Origin of the sequence: Streptomyces sp. NPDC057565, assembly GCF_042801455.1 — a bacterium.
Classification (GTDB): domain Bacteria; phylum Actinomycetota; class Actinomycetes; order Streptomycetales; family Streptomycetaceae; genus Streptomyces; species Streptomyces yanii.
Genome location: NZ_JBHVFU010000071.1, coordinates 1 through 15,948 on the forward strand (window position 1 = coordinate 1; position 15,948 = coordinate 15,948).

Here is a 15,948-nt window from a genome sequence, read left to right on the forward strand (position 1 = left end):
TACAACTGGCCCTGGGAGCAAGCCTGGACACACCTCTTCCGCACCGTCCACGACCCACCCGCACCGGCCTGATCCCCTGACCACCCCGCCCGCCAAGGCCCGACCGGAACCGAACCCGTGGAAAAGCTGGGCAGACCAGCAGAAACAACCTGCCCACCCACGGCCACCGACCGAAACCAGCTCACAAAACGATCAAGAGATCATCTTCAGAGCACGTCGGTGGATCGAGGCTTAGTCCCGGAGGAGGAATCGCAAAAGCGGCAGGTCCTGGGAGCGGCGATCGTATTGCAGTGCCCATTCAGACCAGAGGTGACAACTTCACGCATCGGTGCGCACGGACTTGACCACGCGAGGAGGCCCCTGCTGTGTTGGGCGACTCTCAGCGGCTCGGCGACGCTCACGGTGGAGATGTTCCGGGCCGGGCCAGCAACGCGCGGCCTACGCCTCGGGCGGTGTCCACCGCTTGATGATGTGGGGCTGAGAGTGCGGTGCCGGCCATGCTTGGATTCGGATCTCCTCCATGTCTTCGGGCTCATCCTCGCTGTCGAGGTCGGGGAAGGCTGCGGCTTCGAGGTTCCGCCGCGACGTCCGGATACGGATCCATCCGGCGGGCATGTCAAAGCGTGCTGCGTCGGGGATGTAGTCAGTGCAGCCGAGCACGACGAGTCGTCCCGAGGCCAGGTTGAGGCTTGCCTCGACGACGTGGTCGAAGTCGTCGCTGTCATCGTCCGGCTGGCCCGTGAGGAGGCCGATGGTGACGTCGACCGTTACGTTGACAGCCGTGCCGAAGGCCAGAGCGTGTTCGGCGACGCCGAGCCCGTCCAGGATGGCCTGTTCGGTCCACACGTCACCGATGCCAGTCTTGGTTGCCTCGGAGTCGTCGTCCATGACGTAGATCTGGAAGTAGTCCGCGAAGAGCTCAAGTTTTGTCGCCACGGAAGCATCATTGCTGCTGTTCGATGAGGGCAGGGTGGAGCGAGGGCGGACAGTAGGTCGACGGCCTCGCGGATATAGCGGTAGAACGTCCCGATCCCGAACCCGATGGCGAGCCGGGCGTAAGTGTCGCAGAACCGCAGATGAGCGAGGGCGAGCAGGGCCTGGCGCCCAGCCGTCAGGCGTCGCCATCGAGTTCCGGTCTCGCGGCGTCGCGCGGTCAGGTAGCGCGCGGTGCGGCTGGACAGGTCGATCGCCGACGGGTACGCAACCACTCGACGCTACTGGCAGTACGGTGGATCTTGGTCATGACACCGTCTACCAGGAGCTTCTTCGCTCCATCAGCCCCGTTCAACTCGTGGTCAGTTCAGTCAAGTTGATAAGGGCTCAGTGTGCGGATAGAAAACAAGAACCCGAACGGAGGTTGCTGTTGAGTATCGCATCCCTGGAGGCTGCGCTACCGGGGCTGATGGTGCAGCGTCTCGAGGTTCCACGGCGCATCGACTGGCAGGTGGTCTTCGACGGGTTGGGGACTGGGCTGCCAGACGACTACATCGCTTTGGCGGAGTCGTACCCTCGGCTGGAGATCGGGCAATTCCTCTCCGTGACGTCGCCGGCCCCAGGAAACGAGGCGGGATTCGTCGAGGTGGCGAGAGAGGATCTCGCCGGTGCCGAGGGTATGGCGCAGAAGGGCATGCTGGGTGGCTACCCTGCGTTCCCGGAATCGGGAGGGTTGCTGCTGTGGGGCAGCTCGATTGACGGGGACGAGTTCTACTGGCGCACAGCAGGGCAGCCCAACGAATGGACAGTCGTTGTGGCCGGGCGGAATGACGACTGGTACCACTACGAGGGCAGCCTTACGGGCTATCTCGCCTGGCTGTGCTCTGGGACGGCCGCACCGCATGGGCTCCCTCCGAACTTTCCGGGGCCTGAACCTGTGGTTTCCGTCGGCTAAAGGGGCTCAAGGGCCAACCTGTGGCGGATGATGGCGGCGGGGCCTGTCTCCACTAGGGGGCGGGCCCCGACCGTGTCAGGCTGGTCCGCTCCACCTCCGGTGAAATCGGCGCAAACTCATTGAGTACTACACGCGCTGGCACGTCATGCGACGCCTCCGGGACCAGTCCCATCACGGTCCTGTGGCCGCGAATGCGTTCCTGCGCGCCAAGCAGCACACCACCGTCGCCATCCAGTTCCTCCACTGGCTCGCCGAACGCGGACGACGGCTCAACGAGTGCACCCAGCACGACATTGCCGCCTGGTTCAGCAACGGCACCAGCACCCGCGGCCACGCCAACAACTTCCTCTACTGGGCCATCAAACAGAGGCTGGTCCACAAGATCGAAGTTCCCTGGCAGCCACACGGCAACGGCCCGCTGGCCAGCGAAAAGGACCACATCGAAGCGCTGCGCGCTCTCCTCCTCCACGAGACCCTGCCCGCCGCGCACCGAGCCATCGGCATCATGCTCGTGCTCTTCGGGCAGCCGATCTCCCGGATCGTCACCATGCGCATGGACGAGTTCCGCGAAGGCCCTGACGGACTGCAGGTCAAACTCGGCAAGAACTGGACGGACGTCCCGGAACCGGCCGCTGCCGTGATCCGTGTCCATCTCGCCACACGCCCCGGACTCACCACGGCGGCGAACCCGGACTCGCCCCTGGCGTTTCCCGGCCGCATGCCCGGCCGGACGATGCACGTCTACACCGTTGAGAACATCCTCCGCGAGAGCGGCATCCCCGCCATGGCCACACGCTCACGCGCCTGGATTCAGCTGGTCCGGCAAGCCCCTCCCTCCGTCCTTGCCGACGCGCTCGGCATCAGCCCCAAGACGGCGACGCGCTACGCCGAACGAGCCGGGACGGACTACCTGGCCTACGCAACCCTGCATCCCGGCGGGGGCAGCAGACTCCCGCTGCCCGGCCCCACCGATGGCCAGCCCCGACCGGAATGACTGGCAGACGAGATCAGCGCCGGCCTTCCGGGGCAACGGCCTCTGGAAAACCCAGCCGATCAAGCAGCTCATCAAACAAGTCCTCAACGAAGACCTCCCGCGAGCGCAGGACCTCCTCGATCGACGCCGCAGCGACCGAGTGCCCAAAGCCCGCGGAGCGGGCCCAATCCAGTGCCCCCTGGGCATCGCCCGGCACCTGGGCGTCCAGCTCGGCGCGCTTACGGTCGACGGCCTCAGCGAACGCTGGCGTAATGATCCACTCGCTCATGTCATCGACATCATCGGGAACTTCCGCCCACAATCCGGCTGCTTTCTCCAGGTTCAGGCAGGCCCCCCAGAGCTCCACGCCTGGCCCTAGACCGTTCACAATGGCAACGTCACTGTCATAGACGGAGGCTACGCAGACCGGAGCACCCGTCCACTCCACCAGCGTTCGCAGCGTCGCTTCCGGGTTCTTGATGACATCGTCGTCAAACTGCAGCGTCTGCCAGCCACCTGCGCGTGGCCAATCGACGTGGACCGTGTCCCTGCCGTGGATTCCCTCGAACACCGGCGCCTCCAGTAGTGGACGGTCGCTGCGGCCGAAGACCAGCTCTCCCGAGAACCCCATCGTTGCTCCCCTCCAAGATCGTGGGGACAGGCTACGGCCGCCCACTGACAACAAAAGCCCAGGAGGCAAACGGTCCGCCGATGGGGCCTCGGAGGCACAAACTCACTGCTACGAAATAGCCATCCTTACCAACACCGGTAACGCTGAGCTGCGGTACCACCGAGTTGAGACCGGGTGAAGCGGTCCCGTCATCTGCGGGAAGGCCCTTGGTGTCGGTTCTCGGTCCGTCGTTTCTCGACCGTTCCTAGCCCCCGCAGCCCAGCTCGCAAGCACGCGTCTTATATCCATGCGCGCGGCTAATTCTTTAAATATGCCATATATGACATATGCGCTATATATGGCAATATTGTGTATATGGGATTTGGCCCTGAAGGCAGGCGAGAGGAGTACATCATGATCGCCAAGCTGCTCGGCAAGCTGTCCTTCACCCGCCACTACGGTGCGTACGGGGAACACGACTGGGGTGTGTAGGCGGCGACGATTGGAGCTGACCGCACTGCCGGCGGGTGCCCCGGGCGCCCGCCGGTTTCCGGCTAAGGTGCTGACGATATCGGCCTGGACAGGTACGAGGGTCAGGGGCGATCTCATGGGCCGAGTGAATGAGCCGCCGCGGTTGCCCGAGGGCAGCTTCGCGGCCTGGAGCCGCGACCGGCTGGCAGTGGCGCGCCGTGGCGCTGACGAGTGCGGGGACGTCTGGCAGCTGGAGCCGGGTGTCTACGTAGCCGCTGCGGCCGGGCCGTGTGAAGCGGTCCTGCGCCGCGGGAAGGACTTTCCCAAGGTGCCCTCGCCTCTCTTCCCGCCGTTGAAGCGGTCGAGCGGGGCACGGACGTCCGAGGAGCGTTCGCACGCTCACGCCGCCCGCATGCGCGGACTACGCGCGCAGGCGGTTGCAGCCCGGATCGGTGAGATAGCGCCCGGGACCGCTCGATTTGTTGATCAGTGGCCCGCGGGCCAGGACGTCGAGATTCTGCCCCCGGTCCGGCATGCCCTGGCAGAGGTCGGCGTGCGCTACCTCTTCTCCGAAGACGCTCCCACCCTGCTGCCCTTTGCCGCACAGCTCTTCGTGGCCCGGGAGGTGCTCGTACGCCCCTCGCGCTGGGTATGGCCGCGCTGGGTCCCCACACCGGCACGGCGGTTCCGCACACGGCAGCAAGTCGCCTTCACCAACGCTCTGCGGCCCATCGTCCGCCGGCGCCGTTCATCGGGCCGGCTCGGAGACGACGTGCTGGGGGAGATGCTCCGGCCCTCCTCCCGCTACGGCCTGCTGCCGGAAGAGGCCATCGTCGACACTCTCCCCGGAATCACCATCGCCACCTTCGAGACACCTTCCCGCGCAGCCGGATGGATCCTGCTCCACCTGGCCCGGTACCCCCAGGCAGCGGACCGCGTCGCGGCCGAAGCCGCCTTCCTGCCCGCGGACCCGGCCGCGACCACCAGCACCCACCTCGACCGCCTGCCATACACCCAGGCACTGGTACGCGAAGTGCTCCGACTGCACCCCCCGAGCTGGCTACTGACCCGGCGCGCCCCGCGACGGACTCAGCTCGCCGGCTACACCATCGACGCCGGGTCCACCGTTCTCGTCTGCCCCTACACCGCCCACCGCGACGCACGGGAACACTCCGAGCCGGAGCAGTTCCACCCCGAGCGCTGGCTCGACGATGCGGGCTCGCCGACGAAACCCGGAGTCTTCCTCTCCTTCGGCACCGGGCCGCACGGCTGCGAGGGAGCGGCCCTGGCCATGGCGATGCTGACGCTCCTGACTGCACAGACCGCCCGCTGCTACCACTTGAGCGAACCGCCCGGACCGGAACCCAGCCACCAGGTCACCACCTTCGAAGGCCTCACCACCGCCGGCCTGCGCCTGCGCGCCACCCTGCGCAGCTGAGGGCAGTCCTGCTTTCAGTGACAGGCCGCGACCAGGACCGCCGGGCCGGCGCCGCCGTGGTCGAGGACGGCGGCGGTCGTCGTCATGTCGTAGCCGTCGGCGGGCGCGGCCGGGGAGAAATTGGCTGGAACCAATGACAAGCCCTGCCATCCGTCCCCGCCCAGAGCTCGGGCACCCGAGCCCCCTCGTTGATCGGTTGACTGGTCCTGCAGTCGACCACGCCGACGTGTCCTTACGAAGCGATCACCCCGCCAACAAGGTAAAGCGCTCCACTTGGCAAGTGAGCGGTCTACTGGGCGGGCTGTGCGCTCACTGCCGGCACATCAGATCCGATATCACGGCAGGCGACAGGGACGGGTTGGCTGCTGCTGCTTCCACTACCTGCCGGTCCGCGTCGGCGAGCAACTCTGCGATGACCGGTGGCGGGAGTGCTGGGTGGCCAGCGGCTATGGGTCTCGCTCGTTTGTCCGCCAGGCAGACGAGCAGGGCTGAGGCCGTCGCCCGGCGATGCCGGGCAACCTCGCGGAATACCTTCTGCACCGCTGGTTGGTGCCGGACCAGGTCCTCCAGCAGTGCCGGGGGCACGTCTGGGTTGGTCGCCACCTTGGCCAGGACACGGACACCGTGTCGGTCGACCATGGCGCGCAACTGCGCTTCGGTGAGGCCCGGGTGCGGAGCGAGGGACTTGACCACCTTCGCGTCGGGGTCGTCGGCCAGCCGGTCGCGGATCTCGGGCGGCAAATCGCGTCGTTAGGCTACGAGCATGCGGGCAGCCGGGTCCGCTGACTTTGCCAGCTCTTCGACCTCGGCGGGAGAGGCGGCAGAAATACGGGGCAGAAGAGTGGTGCCGATCTTGGCAGTTCGGGCCAGGTGGGTGAGCACGTCGAGCGGTACATGGGGATGGTGCGCAAGCCTGCGGCGCACGTCGGGGTCACGGTCGTCGGCCAGCGCACGGATCAGGGCATCGTCGATCGCGGGATTTTCCGCAAGGTCGGCGCGGACACCGGGAGTGGGGTCCGAGGCGAGCCGCGCGCACGCCTGCGGGGGCAGGTCCCGGCGGGCGGCGAGCGCCCAGCGCAACAGCATCGACGGATGGTCCGCGAAGCCGGCGACGGCTTCGATGGGGGTGGCAGGGTTAAGGAGCGCCTCCCTCCGCATGTCATGGACGGTGGACTCGTGGGAGCCGTCGCAGGAGGCGCCCGGCAGCAGATCGCAGTCGAGCCGTAGGCACTGCGGATCGTGAACGAAGGGGGTCTTCTCGCGGTCACAGACCAGACAGCGTCGCGTCGCAGGCAGCCCCTCCCCGGTCACCAACGCTGCCAGTACGGCTGGGGGTGTCGCCTCGTTGCCCGCCACCGCGCGGCGGACCTCGGCGTGCGGATGCCCCGCGAGCCTCGCGGCAACGTCCGGGGTGGTCCACCAGGCGAGCGCGGCCACGACATGTACGTCCGGGTCCGCCGCGAGCGTGTCCACCACGTCGGACGGGAGGCCGGGGCAGGCTGCCAGCTTCTCCCGGCGCTCACGGACCGGATCCGCCGCAAGGAGACGCGCCCACTCCGGGCGGCCGACACCTTGGTCGAGCAGGGCGAGGGCGGCATCGGGCCAGACAGAGGGATCGATGTCGGCGGCAGTCAGACGACCCTTGTACGCGAGCTGCGCCGCGCTCTCGTCGACACGCTCGGCCAACGCGACCGCCTGAGCACGGCTGAGGTCTGCGCGACAGGCGAGGCTCGTGGCGATATCGTCGTCCGCAATGGATATCAGCCGGTCGACCAGCTTGGACGACAGGGCTGGGTTGGCGGCGAGCCCGCACAGGATGTGATGCACAGAGGCATCCTGCCTGGAACGTGAATGATGAGTTCGGGATTTTTTTGCTCTCAACGAGTTGTCAGTGGGGCGCCCGGACACGTGCTCGGCGCCGTACCTGGCGAATCGGTGAAGCCGCTGCGCACCGGCGTCCAGATGCGCCCGATGCCCGCCCCTTACGGTTGGCATCTGGTCATCCATGGCCTCCTGCCCCTCCCCGCGCCCTGACCAGCTCCGACCGGAAGAAGGCCCAGCTGCACGGGCGTTGTCAGTAGCTGGTGCCACCGTCCGGCCGAACTGCTGTCAAAGTGCCGATGGGGCCGGCTTTCGCCACACATTTCGGCCAGGCTCCGCGGTGTCCGGGTCAGTCTGTCCGTGGGTGCGATGCTCGGCGTTCTCTTCGAGGAATTTCTGAAGCAGCTCGCGAAGGACGGCGGGTTGTTCCAGGTGCAGGTCGTGTCCCGTCCCGGGAATGCTGACGGCCGACGTCTGCGGTCGGCGGTCGAGCATGGCACGGATCTCTTCAGGCGGGATGATGCCGGACTGCGCCAGCACGACCAAGGTCGGGCACGTGATGCGCGCCCACTCGTCCCAGAAGGATTGCCGGGCGTTCTCCGCCAGGGAAGCGACCATCACGTCCCGGTCGAAGCGAGGCCACCACCCGTCGCCGCGTTCCTCCAGACCTGCGGCCCAGCCTTCACCGACCGGCCCACCGCCATGGAACGCGACAGCGGCTTCACGAGAGGGGAACGGCATGGGCCAGGAGTCGAGCCACCCACCGATCTCTGCCTGGACCTTCGGATTCGGGCCTCCTGGGCCGGCCTCGACAAGGGCGATCGCGCCGATGAGGTCGGGGTGCCTGGCGGCTGTGAGCAAGGCGGTGTGGCCGCCCAGCGATTGGCCGACCAGGGCAGGCTGGCGCAGTTCGAGCTGATGAATCACAGCGACGACATCACCGACGTACGCAGCCCGGGAGACATCGCGCGGGTGGCGTTCACTGGCGCCGTGGCCACGCTGGTCGACGGCGATGATCCGGTGACGGGTACTCAGGGCCTGAGCGACGGTGTCCCATTCGCCTGCGTGCCCTGCCAATCCGTGCAACAGGAGGACGGGCTGTCCTGCTCCCGGTGCGAGCCATTCTCGGCAGGAGATTCGGACGCCGTCGCGTACCACGGTGCGCTCGGTCCAGGTCAAGCCGGGTTCTCCAGTCGGTGGGCGCGATCGGTGAGATGGCGGCGCTCGGGGGCACTGGTGGTGCGGCGAGCGGCCTCACGATAGGAACGTACAGCGGCCTCCCGTTCGCCCAGCAGCTCCAGCAGGTGGGCACGTGTGGCGAGCAGCCGGTGGTGACGAGTCAGGCGTTTGTCGGTCTCCAGCTCCGCCACCAGGTCGAGGCCGGCGGTCGGGCCGTGGACCATGGCCACGGCGACGGCGCGGTTGAGGCTGACCATCGGGTTCGGTCCGAACTGCTGCAGGAGGTCGTACAGGGCGAGAATCTGCGGCCAGTCGGTGGCATCGGTGTTCCCGGCCTCGTCGTGCACGGCGGCGATGGCCGCCTGCAGTTGGTAAGGGCCGACCTGGCCGCAGGGCAAGGTCCGGCTGATCAGACCGACGCCCTCGGCGATGAGCCGGCGGTCCCACAGGCTGCGGTCCTGTTCGGCCAGCGGCACCAGTTCCCCGGACAGGCCGGTGCGGGCTGGACGGCGAGCGTCGGTCAGCAGCATCAGCGCGAGGAGGCCGGCGGTCTCGGTGTCGTCGGGCACCAGACGGTGCAGCATCCGAGTGAGGCGGATTGCCTCGGTGGACAGTTCCGGCGCGGTCAGGTCGGCGCTGCCAGTGGTGGAGTAGCCCTCGCTGAAGACGAGGTAGAGCACATGCCGCACCTCTGCCAGCCGCTCGGCGAAGTCGGCCCCTTCCGGCATGGCCAGTACGGTGCCGGACGCCCTGATGGTCTGCTTGGCGCGACTGATGCGTTGGGCCATGGTCGCCTCGGGGACCAGGAAGGCCACGGCGATCTGCGTCGTGGTCAGACCGCCGACCGCGCGCAGAGTCAGCGCGATCCGGCTGGCCGGGGACAGCGCGGGGTGGCAGCACAGGAACAGCAGAGCCAACGAGTCGTCCCGGTCCGTGGAGGGCACGGCGTTGGCCGCATGGCTCAGCAGCTCGGCTTGCGGGGTGGCCAGGGCGAGGGTGTCCTCGCGGCGGCGCCGCGCGCTCTCGCTGCGGAACTCGTCGACCAGCTTGCGGCCAGCGACGGTGACCAGCCAGCCCCGGGGATTGTCCGGCACTCCCGTCCCCGGCCACTGCAGGGCGGCGGCCAGCAGCGCTTCCTGGACCGCGTCCTCGCACGCGTCGAACATGCCGTAGCGGCGTACGAGCGCGCCGAGGACCTGCGGCGCCAGCTCGCGCAGCAGGTCCTCGGCGGCATGGAGCACGGCGGTCACATGTCTCCCGCGGACTCGTGCAGCACCGGCCACAGCTCCACCGGCTCCACATCGGCGAACGGCATGTCCGCGGCGATCTCCTGCGCCCGCTCCAGACTGTCGCAGTCCAGCATGTAGAAGCTGGCGATGTACTCCTTGGTCTCCAGGTACGGGCCGTCGGTGACCACCGGGGCGCCGTCCTTGCGGCGCACGAGCTGGGCGTTGGCCGCGTCCGCCAGGCCGTAGGCGCCCAGCAGTTCACCGCTTTCGCGGTACTTCTTGTTGAACGCCTCCTGCTTGGCGATCGCCTCCGGCCACGCCTCGGCCGGGAAGGAGTCCCACTTGGCCTGGTTGCCGTAGATCATCGCGACGTACTTCATCTCGGGTGACCTCCCCATACCGCGCGCGCCCCGCTGGCGCGCTGTTACCCCTTGGTCGGAGCGGGAGACGGGCCCTCGACATCCGACGACAACTTTCTTCGAGATTTTTCACGCTGCCGTTGACCGACCCATACACGGGAGCGACGCAAGCGATCAACCTACAACCTGGCTCAGCGCTGACGCTGGCCCCGGGCCCCGGGCGGGCGAGGGCATCCGTCCTACAGAACTCCCGCTGGAACTCCCCGCCCCTGAGAGCCCTCCTCGCCCGGCAGACAGGCACCACGGAAGAGCTCATCAGCCGCCGTCAAGACGCAAGCCACCGAACGTGGCGCCGCGCGTGAGCATGAACGATCCACCGACTCGCCATCACCCGAGCCCGCACCGAGCGTCCGTCGCCTGATGGCTGTCGTCCGTTGCAAGCGTCACGGCGTTTTGGCCGGGCGGGAAGCCGTGCATCGTGAGGAACGACTGCATCAGCTTCGTGAGTGCACGTCGGCATGCTCCTGCCAGGTTCGGACCCACTACGCATCAAAGCCGCTCACCTGACACGTTTCCCCTCGACTCCGCATGGGACCCGCCGCCCGCCAGTCCGAAGAACGTATCGTCACTGCACAAGCGAGGCCGCTTCACCAACAGCGGCAAGCAGCTGGAACGGCCACTCTGGATCGGCCTGGCCAAGGGCCAGGCCGATCCAGCGCTCGGAGTTCGGCAGCCGCCACACTCGCATGTCGACGGCGACGCCGCATAGGAAGGCAACCGGCTCACGAGCCCTGAAGTCAGGGTCGGGGTTGTCGAACCCGAGATACGGCCACAGATCAATCGTCTCCGGTGCACCCCAGCGTTCGGTGAGGACGGCAGCCAGACCGGCGAGTTCGGCTTCCAGCTCTCGTTCGGCAGGCTCGACGATCTCGTTGCTCCGGTCCTCCCAGAAGTCCTGGCTCTCTCGCAGCACGGCCAGGTGAAACCCGGGCCCGCCCCACTGGCCGCCCATTCCGGGCCAGCCTTTCTCATCGGGGAACGGCAGTGCGCTCAAGCTGTCGATGGTCGACAGCTGCTCGTCGGAGGAACTTGCGGACTGGCGCTGCGGCGACATAGCCGGAGCCTAATGCCACGTCAGGCAACGTTCACCCGGTACTTCGATGTGGGATATCTTCCTCGGCCATGGGCGAGTTGATAATGATCAGGCATGGTGAGACCGAATGGAGCCGGACGGGCCAGCACGGCGGCCGAACGGATCTTGCGCTGACGGACGCAGGCGTGGCCGCGGCCAAGGCGCTCGCCCCGAAGCTGGCCGGCCGCGACCTGGTCGCCATATTCAGCAGTCCCCTGAGTCGCGCGCTGCGGACCGCCGAGTTGGCGGGCCTGTCCGGCGTCACGCCCGACGCGGACCTGGTCGAGTGGGACTACGGCGGCTATGAGGGCCTGACTGCGGCGCAGATCCAGCAGATGCGGCCGGGCTGGGATCTGTGGCGCGACGGCGTCGTCCCCGGCGACGCCGACCATCCGGGCGAACAGCTCCATCAGGTGGCCGCGCGCACGGACGCGGTGCTGGAGCGGGTGCGGCCGATGCTGAACGATGGTGACGTCGCGATCGTGGCCCACGGTCACCTGCAGCGTGTTCTCACCTCGCGCTGGCTCGGCCTGGACCCGTCAGCCAGCCGACTGTTCGGCCACCCGCATCCAGGCACCATCAGCATTCTGGGCCTGGAGCACGAGCAGCCGGTCGTGCTCGCCTGGAGCCTGCCGTAGCGGCTGGCACGTCAGGCGACATTTGCTCTGACGATGACCTTCCGGTCAAGGCGACGGCCCCACTCCCGCCCGAGGTCGAGCGGCAGGCCGCTGGCGGGCCACTCGTCGATGATCTTCCATGCGAGATCGAGGGCCTGCTGAATCCCGCGGTCCTGACGACGGGTGAGCAGGTCGAGGCGGTGCTGGGCTTGGAGGACCTCGGGCAGAGAGACGAGCGGGATGTCGTGCGTGGGGCGGATCCAACGTTCGTGACGCGGGCAGAGGTGCAGGTGTGCGGGCGCGCGGACGATCACGATGGTGGCCGATGGGCGACGGCGGGCCATGCAGCATCGGCAGAACCGACCGATCACGTGTTCCGGCCGGGGCAGGGCGTGTTGAGGATCGAGGAAGTCGGCAGGCGCGGTAAGCGCCCTGGCGAGTCGGGCCGCCGGGCGATTGAGCAGGCTCGACACCGACCAGCCCCGGGCCCATCGGTACCTCCGACCCTCGCGTATGTGCCGCAACCGACCCTGACAGGAGCGATGAGAACGCGACCGACGAAGTTACGACCTGGGGAGCGATTGGCTTCGGGACATGCTGGGCCGCTGGCTCAGGGGGCGGGTATGTCTGGGATCCTTCTCCTCATGAGCACACCGCCAGATGGATTGCCTATCTATCGAGTCTTGACCGGACCGGACGACGCCACGTTCTGCCAGCGTGTGAGCGAAGCGATCGGTCTTGGCTACGAACTGCACGAAGGTCCGGCCATCACCTTCAACGGTGAGAGTGTCATCGTCGCCCAGGCGCTGATCTGGTCGGCACAGTCGTAGGGACTGCGCGAGCGGCCGTGGGCGCGATCGGCCGTGACGTAAGAACGGCCGTACAGGTTGGGTGAGTTGTGACGCTTACCTGGGCCCGTGCGGCCTGTTCCCATCCTGCCCTGTCCAGGGGCTCCCGCGCACACTTCGGCGAGCTGCTCGAAGAACTCGCCCCGAAGCGGGAAACTGCAGGATCTTGCGATCCATGGCATCGAGCATCGCTCTGACCTGCTGCTCTTCAGGCTGTCTCACGCCATGCCATGCCAAGTTCGTCCCAGGCAACATGTCATTTCCTCGGGTGTCGATCGAGGCCGGCACCCGGTTGCGGATTGGATTAGCTTGTTCTTCAACCTGCGCGCTGACTGCGGGCAGTCACGGCCCTCGTTCGGTGGCGGCATCGCCGCTGTGGTTACCGCCGGTCATCGGTGCTTCGGGCGGCCTCCAGGCGATTTCTGTGGACGGCGGTGGCCGCGGTGGCTACCATCCGCGAATGATCACGGCACTGGACGACCTGACTGTGGACCTAGTACCCCACGCCCAGTCGGTCGCACGTGAGGGTTGGACGGGCAAAGAGTTGGCGCGCCCACTGAGCCCACAGGGCCTGACCCAGGCCGGCTCCCTGCCCGCGGTCATGCGGGACAGCATCGATGCGATCTATTCCAGCCCGGCGAAACGGTGTGTGCAGACGGTCGAGCCGCTGGCCCGGTCCTTCGGCCTGAGCATTGCGACCGCTCCGGGCCTGGCTACCCCCGATGGCACCTACCAGCCGCGGGAATGGACCGAAGGGTTCTTCTCCCCGTTCCAGCGGGAGCTGGGCGGAGCCTGGATGGCCGGGGCAGCCCTTGCGGTGCTGATCGTGATGGGCAACGCCCACCCCGGTGGCCACGTGGTGGCTTGCTCGCACGGTGACGTTATCCCTGTGTTTGTGGCCCAGGCGCTGGCCCTCTACGGCCATGCGTCCCCGCCTCCCGTCGTGGACCGGGGCGGCTGGCACCGGATGCGGTTCGGCACAGATGCGCTGACCGTCGAGTCCCACGGTCCCGTGGTGTCACTGCCGAGCACCTGAGCTTGTTCATCAACCTCAGCCCGTGGTTGATCATCCGCACACCGCACACCGCACACCGCACACCGCACACCGCACACCGCACACCGCACACCGCGGACCGCTGCACCTGGATCTCATCGCCGTCCACACCCAATTCCGCCTCGCCCGCTCGCTCGCTGAGGACTTCCGCCGCCCCTGGGAAAAGCCCGCCACCCCGGGCCGACTCACCCCGGCCAGGGTCCGCCGCGGGTTCCGGAACATCCGCCCGGCGACCGCCCTGCTCGCTGGTACACCCAAACCCGGCAGGCCGGCCCCGGACGCCCACCAGGCTCCAAGAACCGCAGGCCCGCACCCCGCCACGACGTCGGAAAGACCGCCAAACGCGGCCTCACCCTGACCGACCATCAAGATCGGAAAGGTTAAAGAACAAGATCAGGGCCTGTTTCATAAGCGGACGCCCACTGATGTCCGCTGCCTGATCGGCCAGTAAAGTTGCCCTCATGGCAACACCGGTGCTGCGGGCGATTGAGTGGGACGGGACACCATGGGACGACCCGTCCGAGGAACAGCTGCAAGACCTGCTGGCCGACATGAGCCTGACCTGGCGCATTGTCGTTGTAGAACGGCTTGACCTCGAACCTGCCGGCCAGCACTACATGCGGGTCTATCTCAACGATGACCTGAGCTACCAGGTTGAATATCGCGAAGGTGGCCCGGACAAGCACTTCCAGGCCCTGGTGCCGCGCGAGCACTCGGTGTTCGCCGTGGAACCTGTTGCCGAGGTGCTTCAGAACTGGGCCTTTGGGCGGCCAGGCTGGCGCGAAGCTCTGCCCTGGACCCCGTGGGCACCTGTGGAACCACTGCGGTGAACGTCGTGCGGACGGGATCCGCACGACGCAGTCCTCACAGCCACTCGTATCGCGAGTCAGGCCACCGCCCGGAGCGGCACCTGAACATCGTCACAGGCGTATCGAGTTGCAACGGCCCGGTGCCTCTTGAGGCGGTTGATCCCGCACTCGACGGCGTGGCATTCGCGGTAGTCGGACTCGACAGCCCCGTTCACCGGGCTGAACCTGCGGCAGTTCGGCAAGCTGGTCACTGCGATGCGGTGCGAAAGTACGGACCAGGTGCGCAAGGGCCGACCGTGGAGCCTGACTCTGGAGGACCGGGTCCTGCTCGTAGCGGCTTACTGGCGTACGAACTTGACGCTGCGGCAGCTCGCCCCGCTGTTCGAGGTGTCGAAGTCGGCCGCCAACCGCATCATCGGCCACCTCGGACCGTCGCCGCCGCTTCAGCCCCGTCAGCGGTTCCGTAAGGACGCCCTGCTGATCGTCGACGGCACCCTAGTGCGCACGCGGGATCGTACGGTTGCCGAGCAGTCGAAGAACTACCGGTACTCGACCAACCACCAAGTCGTCATCGACGCCGATACCCGACTCGTCGTCGTTGGCCGACCGGTCACGGGCAACCGCAACGATTGCAAGGCGTGGGAACTTTCCGGTGCGAAGGCCGTCGTCGGCCGGGCCACAGTCATCGCGGACGGCGGCTATCGGGGCACCGGCCTGCTCATCCCGCACCGCCGTGAACGCGGCCGGACCGAACTGCCAGCTTGGAAAGAGGAGCACAACACCTCCCACCGCAAGGTCCGGGCCTGCGTCGAGCACGCCTTCGCGCGGATGAAGGCATGGAAGATCCTTCGTGACTGCCGTCCGAAAGGCGACGGCGCTCACACCGCCATGCTTGGCATCGCCCGGCTGCACACCCTCGCCCTCACGGGGTAACTCCCGCTCCATACGAGGACCAGAGAGGCTCAGGGGAGGCGGCTCCCTGCCTCCCCGGCTCGGAGAATGCTCAGTCGATACAGAATTCGTTGCCCTCGATGTCCAGCATTGGGATGCACGACTCGTTTTCCTCATCGGCATACAGCGTTTGCACGTGGGTCGCACCGAGCGCAACCAGTCGTGCGCACTCAGCTTCGAGCGTGGCGAGGCGCTCGTCCCCCACGAGCCCGGTGCCGACCCGGACGTCGAGATGCACCCGGTTCTTGACGATCTTGCCTTCGGGGACGCGCTGGAAGTACAGGCGCGGGCCCACACCTGAGGGATCACTGCAGGCGAACCATGAACCCTGCTTCTCAGGGGGCAGGGTGCAGTTGAAATCCTCCCAGGTGGTGAATCCCTCCGGTGGCGGCGGTGCGACGTACCCCAACACCTCGCACCAGAAACGAGCGAGGCGCTCAGGTTCTGCGCAGTCAAAGGTGACTTGGAACTTCTTGATCGCTGACATCGGCGCACCATAGCAGGCGGACTCTGTTGGCCGACCCGACACCGTTGCCGGTGAGGCCTGGCTACCGGTCACCGCCACACGA

The 15,948-nt window shown here is 67.2% G+C and carries 17 protein-coding genes and 3 pseudogenes; 9 read left to right on the forward strand and 11 right to left on the reverse strand.

Annotated elements, in window-relative coordinates; all coding sequences use genetic code 11:
• Positions 1 to 438: 438 nt before the first annotated feature.
• On the reverse strand, positions 439 to 936 hold the full coding sequence (locus ACFU8W_RS45755; RefSeq protein WP_345515471.1) for a hypothetical protein: 498 nt from the start codon (positions 934 to 936) through the stop codon (positions 439 to 441).
• 35 nt (positions 937 to 971) lie between these two features.
• Positions 972 to 1,208: pseudogene (locus tag ACFU8W_RS45760) on the reverse strand (transposase family protein); the annotation flags it as partial.
• Between the two features lie 155 nt (positions 1,209 to 1,363).
• On the opposite strand from ACFU8W_RS45760, the gene ACFU8W_RS45765 reads away from it, so the two are divergent.
• Both ACFU8W_RS45765 and ACFU8W_RS45770 read left to right on the forward strand, forming a co-directional pair.
• The gene (locus tag ACFU8W_RS45765) at positions 1,364 to 1,888 is read left to right on the forward strand and encodes a hypothetical protein (RefSeq protein WP_384051294.1); all 525 of its coding nucleotides are present in this window, start codon (positions 1,364 to 1,366) and stop codon (positions 1,886 to 1,888) included.
• 181 nt (positions 1,889 to 2,069) lie between these two features.
• Entirely contained in the window at positions 2,070 to 2,882 is an 813-nt protein-coding gene (locus ACFU8W_RS45770) for a hypothetical protein (protein WP_384051297.1), read from the forward strand.
• Between the two features lie 13 nt (positions 2,883 to 2,895).
• Here the strand turns inward: ACFU8W_RS45770 and ACFU8W_RS45775 are convergent, their stop codons facing one another.
• The gene (locus ACFU8W_RS45775; RefSeq protein WP_384051300.1) at positions 2,896 to 3,492 is read right to left on the reverse strand and encodes a hypothetical protein; all 597 of its coding nucleotides are present in this window, start codon (positions 3,490 to 3,492) and stop codon (positions 2,896 to 2,898) included.
• A gap of 586 nt (positions 3,493 to 4,078) precedes the next feature.
• Between ACFU8W_RS45775 and ACFU8W_RS45780 the strand changes: the two genes are divergently transcribed.
• On the forward strand, positions 4,079 to 5,380 hold the full coding sequence (locus ACFU8W_RS45780) for a cytochrome P450 (protein ID WP_384051303.1): 1,302 nt from the start codon (positions 4,079 to 4,081) through the stop codon (positions 5,378 to 5,380).
• A 14-nt stretch (positions 5,381 to 5,394) separates the two neighbouring features.
• Here the strand turns inward: ACFU8W_RS45780 and ACFU8W_RS45785 are convergent, their stop codons facing one another.
• The 6 genes and pseudogenes from ACFU8W_RS45785 to ACFU8W_RS45810 form a co-directional block, all read right to left on the reverse strand.
• A complete protein-coding gene (locus tag ACFU8W_RS45785; protein ID WP_384051306.1) occupies positions 5,395 to 5,520 on the reverse strand; it encodes a hypothetical protein in 126 nt (41 codons plus the stop codon).
• 169 nt (positions 5,521 to 5,689) lie between these two features.
• Positions 5,690 to 7,207 (reverse strand): annotated as a pseudogene (locus tag ACFU8W_RS45790) (hypothetical protein).
• A gap of 282 nt (positions 7,208 to 7,489) precedes the next feature.
• Positions 7,490 to 8,380 carry an alpha/beta fold hydrolase gene (locus ACFU8W_RS45795; RefSeq protein ID WP_384051309.1) on the reverse strand — a complete coding sequence of 297 codons (891 nt, stop codon included), beginning with the start codon at positions 8,378 to 8,380 and terminating at the stop codon, positions 7,490 to 7,492.
• A complete protein-coding gene (locus ACFU8W_RS45800) occupies positions 8,377 to 9,630 on the reverse strand; it encodes an RNA polymerase sigma factor (protein WP_384051311.1) in 1,254 nt (417 codons plus the stop codon). Before ACFU8W_RS45800 ends, ACFU8W_RS45795 begins: the two co-directional genes overlap by 4 nt.
• Complete coding sequence (locus ACFU8W_RS45805) at positions 9,627 to 9,989, reverse strand: YciI family protein (RefSeq protein WP_384051314.1); 363 nt, start codon at positions 9,987 to 9,989, stop codon at positions 9,627 to 9,629. The genes ACFU8W_RS45800 and ACFU8W_RS45805 overlap by 4 nt, the downstream gene beginning before the upstream one ends.
• Positions 9,990 to 10,593: 604 nt before the next feature.
• Positions 10,594 to 11,082 (reverse strand): hypothetical protein, encoded by a 489-nt coding sequence (locus tag ACFU8W_RS45810; protein ID WP_384051317.1) that lies wholly within the window; start codon positions 11,080 to 11,082, stop codon positions 10,594 to 10,596.
• A 68-nt stretch (positions 11,083 to 11,150) separates the two neighbouring features.
• On the opposite strand from ACFU8W_RS45810, the gene ACFU8W_RS45815 reads away from it, so the two are divergent.
• Positions 11,151 to 11,738: a histidine phosphatase family protein gene (locus ACFU8W_RS45815; protein ID WP_384051320.1), complete on the forward strand. Its 588-nt coding sequence runs from the start codon at positions 11,151 to 11,153 to the stop codon at positions 11,736 to 11,738.
• 11 nt (positions 11,739 to 11,749) lie between these two features.
• Here the strand turns inward: ACFU8W_RS45815 and ACFU8W_RS45820 are convergent, their stop codons facing one another.
• On the reverse strand, positions 11,750 to 12,061 hold the full coding sequence (locus ACFU8W_RS45820; RefSeq protein WP_384051323.1) for a hypothetical protein: 312 nt from the start codon (positions 12,059 to 12,061) through the stop codon (positions 11,750 to 11,752).
• 300 nt (positions 12,062 to 12,361) lie between these two features.
• Between ACFU8W_RS45820 and ACFU8W_RS45825 the strand changes: the two genes are divergently transcribed.
• The 5 genes and pseudogenes from ACFU8W_RS45825 (at position 12,362) to ACFU8W_RS45845 (ending at position 15,361) form a co-directional block, all read left to right on the forward strand.
• Positions 12,362 to 12,547: a DUF1737 domain-containing protein gene (locus ACFU8W_RS45825; RefSeq protein ID WP_345515482.1), complete on the forward strand. Its 186-nt coding sequence runs from the start codon at positions 12,362 to 12,364 to the stop codon at positions 12,545 to 12,547.
• Positions 12,548 to 13,025: 478 nt separating this feature from the next.
• Positions 13,026 to 13,601: a histidine phosphatase family protein gene (locus tag ACFU8W_RS45830; RefSeq protein ID WP_384051326.1), complete on the forward strand. Its 576-nt coding sequence runs from the start codon at positions 13,026 to 13,028 to the stop codon at positions 13,599 to 13,601.
• Between the two features lie 77 nt (positions 13,602 to 13,678).
• Positions 13,679 to 14,003, forward strand: a pseudogene (locus ACFU8W_RS45835) (transposase); the annotation flags it as partial.
• Positions 14,004 to 14,080: 77 nt separating this feature from the next.
• Positions 14,081 to 14,449, forward strand: a complete 369-nt coding sequence (locus tag ACFU8W_RS45840) for a hypothetical protein (protein ID WP_384051329.1) — start codon at positions 14,081 to 14,083, stop codon at positions 14,447 to 14,449.
• 198 nt (positions 14,450 to 14,647) lie between these two features.
• Positions 14,648 to 15,361, forward strand: coding sequence for a transposase (locus ACFU8W_RS45845; protein ID WP_384051386.1), 714 nt, complete (start codon positions 14,648 to 14,650; stop codon positions 15,359 to 15,361).
• Positions 15,362 to 15,431: 70 nt separating this feature from the next.
• Here the strand turns inward: ACFU8W_RS45845 and ACFU8W_RS45850 are convergent, their stop codons facing one another.
• Positions 15,432 to 15,866, reverse strand: a complete 435-nt coding sequence (locus tag ACFU8W_RS45850) for a VOC family protein (RefSeq protein WP_345515486.1) — start codon at positions 15,864 to 15,866, stop codon at positions 15,432 to 15,434.
• Positions 15,867 to 15,948: the final 82 nt, after the last annotated feature.

Coding starts and splice junctions, on each gene's coding strand:
- ACFU8W_RS45810 (WP_384051317.1), bottom strand. CDS start 11,082: ATGTCGCCGCAGCGCCAGTCCGCAAGTTCCTCCGACGAGCAGCTGTCG.
- ACFU8W_RS45820 (WP_384051323.1), bottom strand. CDS start 12,061: ATGGCCCGCCGTCGCCCATCGGCCACCATCGTGATCGTCCGCGCGCCC.
- ACFU8W_RS45825 (WP_345515482.1), top strand. CDS start 12,362: ATGAGCACACCGCCAGATGGATTGCCTATCTATCGAGTCTTGACCGGA.
- ACFU8W_RS45840 (WP_384051329.1), top strand. CDS start 14,081: ATGGCAACACCGGTGCTGCGGGCGATTGAGTGGGACGGGACACCATGG.
- ACFU8W_RS45850 (WP_345515486.1), bottom strand. CDS start 15,866: ATGTCAGCGATCAAGAAGTTCCAAGTCACCTTTGACTGCGCAGAACCT.
- ACFU8W_RS45830 (WP_384051326.1), top strand. CDS start 13,026: ATGATCACGGCACTGGACGACCTGACTGTGGACCTAGTACCCCACGCC.
- ACFU8W_RS45775 (WP_384051300.1), bottom strand. CDS start 3,492: ATGGGGTTCTCGGGAGAGCTGGTCTTCGGCCGCAGCGACCGTCCACTA.
- ACFU8W_RS45815 (WP_384051320.1), top strand. CDS start 11,151: ATGGGCGAGTTGATAATGATCAGGCATGGTGAGACCGAATGGAGCCGG.
- ACFU8W_RS45780 (WP_384051303.1), top strand. CDS start 4,079: ATGGGCCGAGTGAATGAGCCGCCGCGGTTGCCCGAGGGCAGCTTCGCG.
- ACFU8W_RS45805 (WP_384051314.1), bottom strand. CDS start 9,989: ATGAAGTACGTCGCGATGATCTACGGCAACCAGGCCAAGTGGGACTCC.